7 protein-coding genes and 1 pseudogene are annotated in these 8,251 nt (G+C 54.1%); 2 read left to right on the top strand and 6 right to left on the bottom strand.

The features are described 5' to 3' along the window. From HNS03_RS25440 to HNS03_RS25430, 3 genes and pseudogenes are all read right to left on the bottom strand, one after another. On the bottom strand, positions 1–118 hold a 118-nt coding region (locus HNS03_RS25440), incomplete at its 3' end, for a transposase (RefSeq protein ID WP_367198842.1). Between the two features lie 505 nt (positions 119–623). Further along, entirely contained in the window at positions 624–1,634 is a 1,011-nt protein-coding gene (locus HNS03_RS25435; RefSeq protein WP_367198841.1) for a glycosyltransferase family 2 protein, read from the bottom strand. 15 nt (positions 1,635–1,649) lie between these two features. Next, positions 1,650–2,663: pseudogene (locus HNS03_RS25430) on the bottom strand (integrase core domain-containing protein). A gap of 240 nt (positions 2,664–2,903) precedes the next feature. Between HNS03_RS25430 and HNS03_RS25425 the strand changes: the two are divergent. Further along, a complete protein-coding gene (locus tag HNS03_RS25425) occupies positions 2,904–3,539 on the top strand; it encodes an IS1595 family transposase (protein WP_367198840.1) in 636 nt (211 codons plus the stop codon). A 54-nt stretch (positions 3,540–3,593) separates the two neighbouring features. Here the strand turns inward: HNS03_RS25425 and HNS03_RS25420 are convergent, their stop codons facing one another. From HNS03_RS25420 to HNS03_RS25410, 3 genes are all read right to left on the bottom strand, one after another. Beyond that, entirely contained in the window at positions 3,594–4,433 is an 840-nt protein-coding gene (locus tag HNS03_RS25420; protein ID WP_367198839.1) for a hypothetical protein, read from the bottom strand. 297 nt (positions 4,434–4,730) lie between these two features. Beyond that, positions 4,731–6,563: an ABC transporter ATP-binding protein gene (locus tag HNS03_RS25415; protein WP_367198838.1), complete on the bottom strand. Its 1,833-nt coding sequence runs from the start codon at positions 6,561–6,563 to the stop codon at positions 4,731–4,733. A gap of 258 nt (positions 6,564–6,821) precedes the next feature. Beyond that, entirely contained in the window at positions 6,822–7,217 is a 396-nt protein-coding gene (locus HNS03_RS25410; protein WP_367198837.1) for a MarR family EPS-associated transcriptional regulator, read from the bottom strand. A gap of 298 nt (positions 7,218–7,515) precedes the next feature. On the opposite strand from HNS03_RS25410, the gene HNS03_RS25405 reads away from it, so the two are divergent. Then, positions 7,516–8,046: a transcription termination/antitermination protein NusG gene (locus HNS03_RS25405; protein WP_367198836.1), complete on the top strand. Its 531-nt coding sequence runs from the start codon at positions 7,516–7,518 to the stop codon at positions 8,044–8,046. Positions 8,047–8,251: the final 205 nt, after the last annotated feature.

Here is an 8,251-nt window from a genome sequence, read left to right as displayed (position 1 = left end):
CGATGCCGCTGATCACTCGGCGATCGTCGACCCGCGGCTTGCCGCGCGTATCGGTCGGAAGCAACGGCTGAAGCCGCGCAAACTGGTCTGCACTGAGCGAGAAGCAATCGCAATCCATCGGTGATCTCCCTTCAGAGACCGTGAATCACAAACGCGCCTCCAACGAAATCCCTTTTATGGGTCCTGACCCTAAGTTAAAAGTAGGCGAACTAGCCGCACTGTCGATATAACTAACATAAGCACCACTGTTCAAATGAACGAATTTACGCGTGGACCGGGAAATTGACTTAAGATAAGCTACAATTAATGAAAATATACAGATTACCTAAAACAACCCACCAAATCTAACGAACTACGCACCACCACACACCTATTGACTCGGTCAAAAAACGCCTTGAAGGGCGAAAATGTGCGAATAAGCGCCTGACAGATAAATCAAAATTCTATTTCTGATCACAAGATAAATGCTGGTAATACCTTCCGAAAGTGAATATTCGGAGTATCAAAAAATATACGATTAAAAATAACGAGGTCCCTCCACGAAAGGATACATAAGTCTGAAATTATAAATCCATCATTATAGGCCTTTTTCTATATTTTTAAGAAAGGCGAAAGTTTTTTTGTTAAGAGCGCGCAGCGACAAAAAATCGCTTAACCCTTCTTAGAGCTCGAAAGGCAAGTGCTGGAACGCCGCCCCGAGCAATTAAGTTGTATTCTCCGCCCCCGGTCGACCAGAGGTCATGCCTGGGCGCCGTCGGCGCCGTTAGCCATTCTTCCGCAACAGGAACTACTGACGGGTCGCGCGAAAGAAGTTTCTCTTCCAATTCCTTGGGCATTTGCAGTATTGGATGGAACCCTGCTCCACCAAAGAATTCAACTATTCTATGCATTATATTTCGCCGCTTTCCTCGGTAAGAAGACGGGTAAGGCAACCAATTCATAAAAGGATACGCCCCAATCCCTCTTTGTATACCGATATCCCGACATCGCTTGCTGTTCACGCCTTCCCCTACGCTGAACGAACCCAAAAATTGCCGAACGCGACCAACATGAAAAACACCTACCGCAGAAAAATTATCTTTCCCAACGGCAACAGCACCAGGCAATAAATAGGCTGCACGTGCTTTATCGAGTTGCGCAAATTTTTGAACTTTTTCAACGGAATCAGCTCGAGAGAACACCGAGTGGTATTGAATCACATTTCGGTTCATCTCAAAAAAACTAATAATTCTTTCTAAATCAAACTCTTTTAGGGCGCGAACAAACTGCATATCGTCCTGAATAAATAACACAAGCTGTATCTGACTCGCCTCTGCAAGGGAGAGAGCTAAGTTCATGTTGCCATATAGGCCGCCTGTCTTGAATTCACTACCTGACTGCTCAGCAACCCGAATGACACGGTGCCGAGCATTAATATTCTTTAATATTTGAATTGTCTCGACGTCCTCGCTGTTGTCGTCAATAACTACAACCTCAGATTCTGGCGCGCATTGCTCAATTGTGGAGACGCAATTTTGCAGAAACTGGCCACGATTGTAGGAAAAAATATATATTGGGAGGGCATTTATTTTTGGCATTTTAATAACAGCAATCCACGGTAAGATATTTAAATCGCGCTCGGACGGATAATTCATCAGTTAGCACAGGATCTAGATCAAACCCTGACCAACTGCGGTGCGCGCGTTGAGGTCGGTATTCAGTCCCGTCATTTGATGGATTGGGTCGAAGATGGACCGATCTCGTTCTGAAGTCCATCGCTGGCAAATGAACTCTTAAGGGGGGGCCTTTGAGGGTCTTGAGTCGTCGGCCGAAGTTGTCGGCGTCGCCGAAGTCCTGCAGGTGCCGGCGCAACTGGTTGTGGCTGTCGTCGTGGTAGCGTTTAACGGTGGCGTCCTTGATGGTCCGGTTCATGCGCTCGACCTGACCGTTGGTCCAGGGGTGGTTGGGCTTGGTCAGCCGGTGCTCGATCCCATTTTGAAGGCAAGTTCGATCGAACATGTGGACCCGCACGCGAGCGGTTGGTCCTTTTCAGCGGGACGGCAAATCACAGAATTGGGTGCCGTTGTCGGTCAGGACCGTGTGGATCTCATAGGGCACCGCCTCGACCAAGGCCCTGAGGAAAGCTGCGGTGTAAACGGTCGCGCTGGTCTCAGGGGCGCGAAGGCGAACTTCGAGGTCCTGCCGATGGCGAGGAAGAGCTGCAGGGATCCCTCGGCGGTCTGGACCTAAGCGATCTCAATGTGCAAGGTGCCGATCGGATAGCGTTTGAACGTTTTCTTCGCTTCCTTGTCGCCTGCGAAGTCGGGCAGCCGGCTGATGCCATGCCGTTGCAAACAGCGATGCAAGGAAGATCGCCGTCAGGTGCGGGATCGTCGGCTGGAGTGCGTAGAGACAGTCGTCGAGCGGCAGCAACGGGTGTTTTCGGAAGGCGACGATCGCCTCTTCCTCCAAAGACAACACGCTCGAACAGGCTCCCTTCGACCCAGTCGGTAGATCGGCAACCGAGGCCCACTTCTTCGACTTTGCGACCATCTTCTGGCTAATGCCGCCGCGCTTCGAAAGCGCCCTCAGGTTCTCTTCACTATTCTGCATTGCCCGGCATTCTGCATTGCCCGGCGGGCCGCCTCTGTCGTGGCGGCGCACCCGTGAAGAACCTGCCCCATAGCGCATCCCTCCACTCTGGCGAAAGGACGGCGCCATCAACCAACCGCCTCCTTAGACAATAAATAAGGTAATGCCTAACGAAGCTGGACCAAATCCTGGATGATTTGGTGATGGCGAGATGTGTTCAGTGCGGGTTTGGTCGGAGCTGGCGGCTTGGCGACGGCCGATTGAAATGCCGTCGGTGCGGCAGGCGTTGGCGGGTCAAGACCCTGTGGGATGCCTCCCGGCTTGATAGCCGGGTGAAGACAGAATTGGTCCAGTGCTTCGTTTGGGGTGTGCCGGTTTATCGCCAGCGTTTTTCGTTGGTTGCCAGCCGCCCCGCCACAGAGCGGTTCTACCGCCTCATTCGGTCGGCGATGGCGCATGCCGAGCAATTGCGCGATCCGTTTACGGGCGACCTGGAATGCGACGAGACCACGTTCGGCGGGGCCCGCAAGGGCAAACGCGGCTGGGGCGCGGCCGGCAAGGTGATCGTCTTCGGCATCGTCAAGCGCAACGGGGTGGTGAAGGCCCAGCCCATCCCGGCGCACGATCGCGCGTCGATCATGCAGGTCATCCAGGCCCGCAGCCGTGAAGGGTCCCTCTACTACACCGACGACTGGCAGGCCTACGCCACCTTGAAGCTGCGCGGCGATCATGTCGTCATCCGCAAGGAGAAAGGACGCCCAGTCGGACGCGACCACATCAACGGCATTGAGGGCTTCTGGTCCTACGCCAAGAACTGGCTCTATCCTTACCGCGGCGTCCCTCGAAAACACTTCCATCTCTATCTCGGTGAAATCTGCTACCGCTTCAATCATCGAGACAGAGACATTGAACCTATGCTTATCAGCCTCTTGAAGAGACTCACTGTCGACGACGTCGACCTCAATTAGGTCCAGTTCGGTTAGGCATTACCATAAATAAATAGCACCCTATTACTTTATTCTTTATCTTAACCCAAAACCACGCACAACAGTGAACAAAATTCTTTTTGCATATGACCGGATCCTCAGCCGCAGCAAAGAAAATTCCGTTTTTCTCCAGTCATTGCCAAACTCCTCAGATACTGGCAATCCAGTGGCCCGCATACGCACTGCCCGATTTGGCACCCCCCAAACGGAAATGCCATTTGCACGCATCGCGCTTTTTAGAAGTAACTCCGAATGGAGAGAGCGCAGGTATGTCGAGCAAAATTGCTCTACATGCGCATGACGGAGTCCATAAGCTTCCGCAGCTCGACGACTACAGCAAACGGCAAATCTATCATTGTATCCGCCGTGTGCACATTGCCAATTCGGCAACCAGACACCATCCACCTTGGCGCCGAGCGCCATATCATAGACGCTGTCCAGTGAATCAAGATACATCAAATCCGGCCGGCAAAACACAAAAATATCGCAATCAGCTTTAGTAGCAGCACGAGTCACTGCGGATAATGAATAAAGTTGATGGCATAAATTCCTGAGAGATTGCAAGCCATCTCCCCAGTGATCCCCGAAACCACTCGTAAACTCGAACAAGCGTTCCACTTCTGGGATATTTGGCGAGTCTAATTCCAGGTTGGAAAAATCTAGTAGATCGTATTCTTTATTCAATAATATATTATCTTCAGAAGACCTTATATTACTTATCTTTTCGAGATCAAAAAAATGACCAAAGAGGCAAACTTCACCTCTATCGCTCGCCGGTAGAAGAACATTTTCCCTAATAGACGCAATTGTAAATCTGAGAGACCTTGTGATTCCAAAAAAACATAAAGCTATTTTAGGTTTTTTACTTATATTCATTCTTTTTAATCACAATATTTTAATAATATTTTGACTATTTTAACGCAATGTCATTAAACGCGACGACTTAGTGCCGAATATACTTTCGACCCAGCATCTCAAATGACCCTTTGGCTTGAGTTGACAATTTTGGTTCCATTTCATGGATTAATTGACTGAGAACAGCATAATAAAATACTTAACATCATCTAACTTTTACCCTTTCACCCCACCTGGCTCCTCGCCGAACGTAGTTATGAGCTCTTTCATCATAGAAAGTCAGCGATGAAATCGCTTGCACAAAATAAGGCGCGGAACCTAGGCCGAATTAGCAACCCTTGCGATCCGCTGAAAACTCGCATTGTGTGTTACTAATACGCTCCAGGCATCACAGCCCACGACCCTCCCTTGGTCCAGAACTGCGATCCGATTGCACCGCTTCACAGTGCTTAGCCGGTGCGCAATTAGGACGACCGTCTTGTCGCCGGGAAGCGCATCGATCGCAGTCATCACCTCCGCCTCGGTCAAGTTGTCGAGTGCGCTGGTTGCCTCGTCGAACACGATAAGATCGGCATCGTGATAAAGTGCACGCGCGATCCCGATGCGTTGCCGCTGACCTCCGGAAAGCCGCACGCCGCGTTCGCCGACGAGAGTATCGTACCCTTCGGCGAGCTCACTCATGACGAACGCGTCGATGTGAGCAATGCGGGCCGCGCGCCGAACGCGGTCAAGGTCAATTTCCGCGGGCGAAACACCGAGAGCGATATTCTCCGCAACGCTCGCGTCGGTCAGAAAAATATCCTGCGGCACATATCCGACTGTCTGCTGCCATGCCCGCAAGTTGCCATCTGTAACCGTAATACCGTCGACCACAAGGCATCCCTGAGAAGGGCGGAGCAGACCGAGTATGACATCCGCCAGCGTTGTCTTCCCCGCCCCGGTGCTGCCGACGACACCGATCTTCTCCCCTGCCGCGATAGTCAGAGTCACGTCGCTCAGCCCCGCCCGGTCGGCACGCGGATAGCGATAGGTCACGTCGTTGAGCCGGAGCTCCTTTTTAAACCCCAATGGCGCCGGAATGAATCCCGGAAGAGGGTCGCCTTCTGCTGTGGCCACAAGGTCGCGATACACGGTCCCCACCGCAGCGGCCCCATAAGTAAGCTGCGTGAAGCTCTGGTAGAGTCGAGACAGCTCCGGAAGCAGCCGCTGGCCCGCGAACGCAAAGACGCCAAGGAGCGGGAGAATGCCACCAAGCGCCGCGCCTGACTCAAGACCCGACGGCTTGAGGAGGATAAGGCAAAGGATGATCACGCCGCCGAACCCGACAGCCTGCATCACATACTGCGGCACCTGCCCCACGACCGCCCCGATGACGATGGACTGGACCATTCTGAGCGACGGCACTTGATAGCGATCGACATAACTCGCTTCACGCCCGAGCAGCTTGATATCCTTGACCCCGCCGAGCGCCTCGTTTGCAAGCCGGTAGCGCGCTCTATTCGAAGCCGCACGTACCTGGCCTTCTCGCGCGATGATCCGGCGCGAAAGAACAAAGGTTCCACCGTAGAGGCTTCCAAGGACCGCGAAGGCAATCAACGCCACGACCGGATTAACCCAGAGCAGCAGCGCCACGATGGCGATCACAGTCAAGGTCGCGGACACCGCCTCGCCTGCCGGACGGAAAAACCGGTTCGTGACCTCCTGGCTCTCCGCCAGGATCTGAGTGCTCATCTCCCCGGAATGATGATCGAGAAAATATTCGTAGGGTTGCCGCAAATAGGAGGCGAGCAAACGATGGCTAATCGTGTGCATCCGCATCAACGTGAATCGCGCCACCGCCCAGGTGCGTAGGATCTGGATGAGGTTTGCCACGATGATGACGAGGAGCGATGCCGCTCCAAGCGCGACGAGAAACGCAAAATCGCTGGTAAAGCCTCCTGTGCTATAAACCCAGGAGAGAACGGAAACGGTGTGAATGCGCGTCGGATCAGCGAGCACGGTCAAGAATGGCATGACCGACCCCACCATCACCGCCGATGAAAAGGCGGAAAGTATGACGATGGCGAGCACAATGCCCGCATTGCGGCGCTCACGGCGATCGAGAAGCGCCCAGGCCTTGCGCCAAATGGTCGTGTCAATCAGCCGTGGCATGTGCCGTTCGCCTCGAACTCTTTCCTGCGGATTTTCAAATGTCTGATTACAAACAGGCAACGCCCAGCCAAGACATGACGCGCCGGAGCGGGCTCAACTAAACCTGGAAAATGGGCCCACTTCACTGACCCGCGTCGCCTGACTGACCGTCCGTGGAGACGGCTCGTGATGACCTCCGAATTAAGTACGCCCGCGCGATCATCGACCCCGGGGCTTTCGCCGCCTTTGCGACACATCGACTTTCTTACTGTCAGGATTTCAGAGCCTCTCAGCGCCATCTTGAAAGCCGATGTCTGCGTCATCCGCGCCATCTGATGCAGGCTTTCCGCCCCTTGGCAGTTCACTTCGAAGCGCGGCTATTTCTTCTTTCAACGCCTCATATTCGGCAAGCTTCCGGCTCAGAAAGCGCCTCGTCAGACGCGCCTTTGCCAGCACGCCTTGCGGCGTGAGCACGTAGGCGTACCGCCACTTTCGCTCCGAGACGCTGAAGTTATGAACCTTCACATAGCCTTTAGCGACCAGCGCCTTGAGGCAGTAGTTGACCGCACCGAGGCTGATACTGAGTTCCGATGCGATCTCGCGCTGACTGAGGTCAGGCCTGGCCTCCAAAAGGCGCATAATCTGGAAGCGCGCGTCTTTCTGGAAGTCGGACATCACGTCGTACAGGCCCGGCTGTCCGATCCGGCTCTGCCACGGCTACCGCACCGGCACATGCTAGAAGGCACATGCCGCTGGATGGCTTCTGCCGTGCGGAAGAATGAGCTCCCGTTCACGACATGAACGCCTATATCAAGTGCGCGAGATATGAAAGCATGATCCTCAAATTTTCATACTCGCTTCGACTGAGCCGCAGGTTGACGGGGCGCCACACGCCCACAATCCGGCAGATTCGCTCATCTATCTCAATGTCTGCGACAACACATTTCAGCCTTTGGAGAAAGAGGGTCTGGCCGTGACCGCGACACGATCGGAAAAGGATGTCGGCCCCAAGCCGTGGTACTTGGCACAGCTGAAGCCCAACGCATGGCGGATCGCGGAGAAAAATCTCCACCGCCAGGGATTTACCGTCTTCAATCCCCTCGAGAAGCGGACGGTTGCCCGCCGCGGCCGCTTCAAGTCGGAGCTGCAGCCGGTGTTTCCGGGATATCTATTTGTCCAGTTCGATCCGACTGCAGGCCCTTGGCGTGTCATCAACAGCACGTACGGCGTCGCTCGGCTCGTGACCTTCGAGTCCGACCGCCCCCAGGCCGTGCCGACGGACCTCGTCGAGGCGATCCGTGCCCGCTGCGGCGACGACGGCTGTTTCCAGCCACAAGAGGCGTTCGCTCCCGGCAGCGCGGTGCGCTTCACCACGGGGCCATTTGCGGAATTTGTCGCGACCGTCGAAGCCATCGCGCCCGATAAGCGAATCTGGGTGATGCTGGAAATTATGGGGCAAGAGACCCGTATTTTGGCGAACCAAGCCACGGTAAAGCAGGCCTGACGGCAGTAAGCGGATACCGCGTGGCGCGTTTCTCGTATCGCGTGATCGGAACGTCCGTTCAACGCAGGCCCCCGTACCGATCGACTATTGATGACCGTCTAGAGCGTGTCATTTTGTGACGGAAGCGTATCCTGCGTTTTGGAAGTAGTTGGCGCATTCGTCGGATGGGATGGTCTGGACGAGATGCCCGACGTGACGCCATGTG

Source organism: Amorphus sp. 3PC139-8 (genome assembly GCF_040750475.1).
GTDB lineage: Bacteria > Pseudomonadota > Alphaproteobacteria > Rhizobiales > Amorphaceae > Amorphus.
This window is presented reverse-complemented; position numbering and strand designations above follow the sequence as displayed.

What these genes read in the sequence shown, in the direction of transcription:
- HNS03_RS25435 (WP_367198841.1), bottom strand. Translation starts at nt 1,634, where the DNA reads ATGAATTATCCGTCCGAGCGCGATTTAAATATCTTACCGTGGATTGCT.
- HNS03_RS25420 (WP_367198839.1), bottom strand. Translation starts at nt 4,433, where the DNA reads ATGAATATAAGTAAAAAACCTAAAATAGCTTTATGTTTTTTTGGAATC.
- HNS03_RS25415 (WP_367198838.1), bottom strand. Translation starts at nt 6,563, where the DNA reads ATGCCACGGCTGATTGACACGACCATTTGGCGCAAGGCCTGGGCGCTT.
- HNS03_RS25410 (WP_367198837.1), bottom strand. Translation starts at nt 7,217, where the DNA reads ATGTCCGACTTCCAGAAAGACGCGCGCTTCCAGATTATGCGCCTTTTG.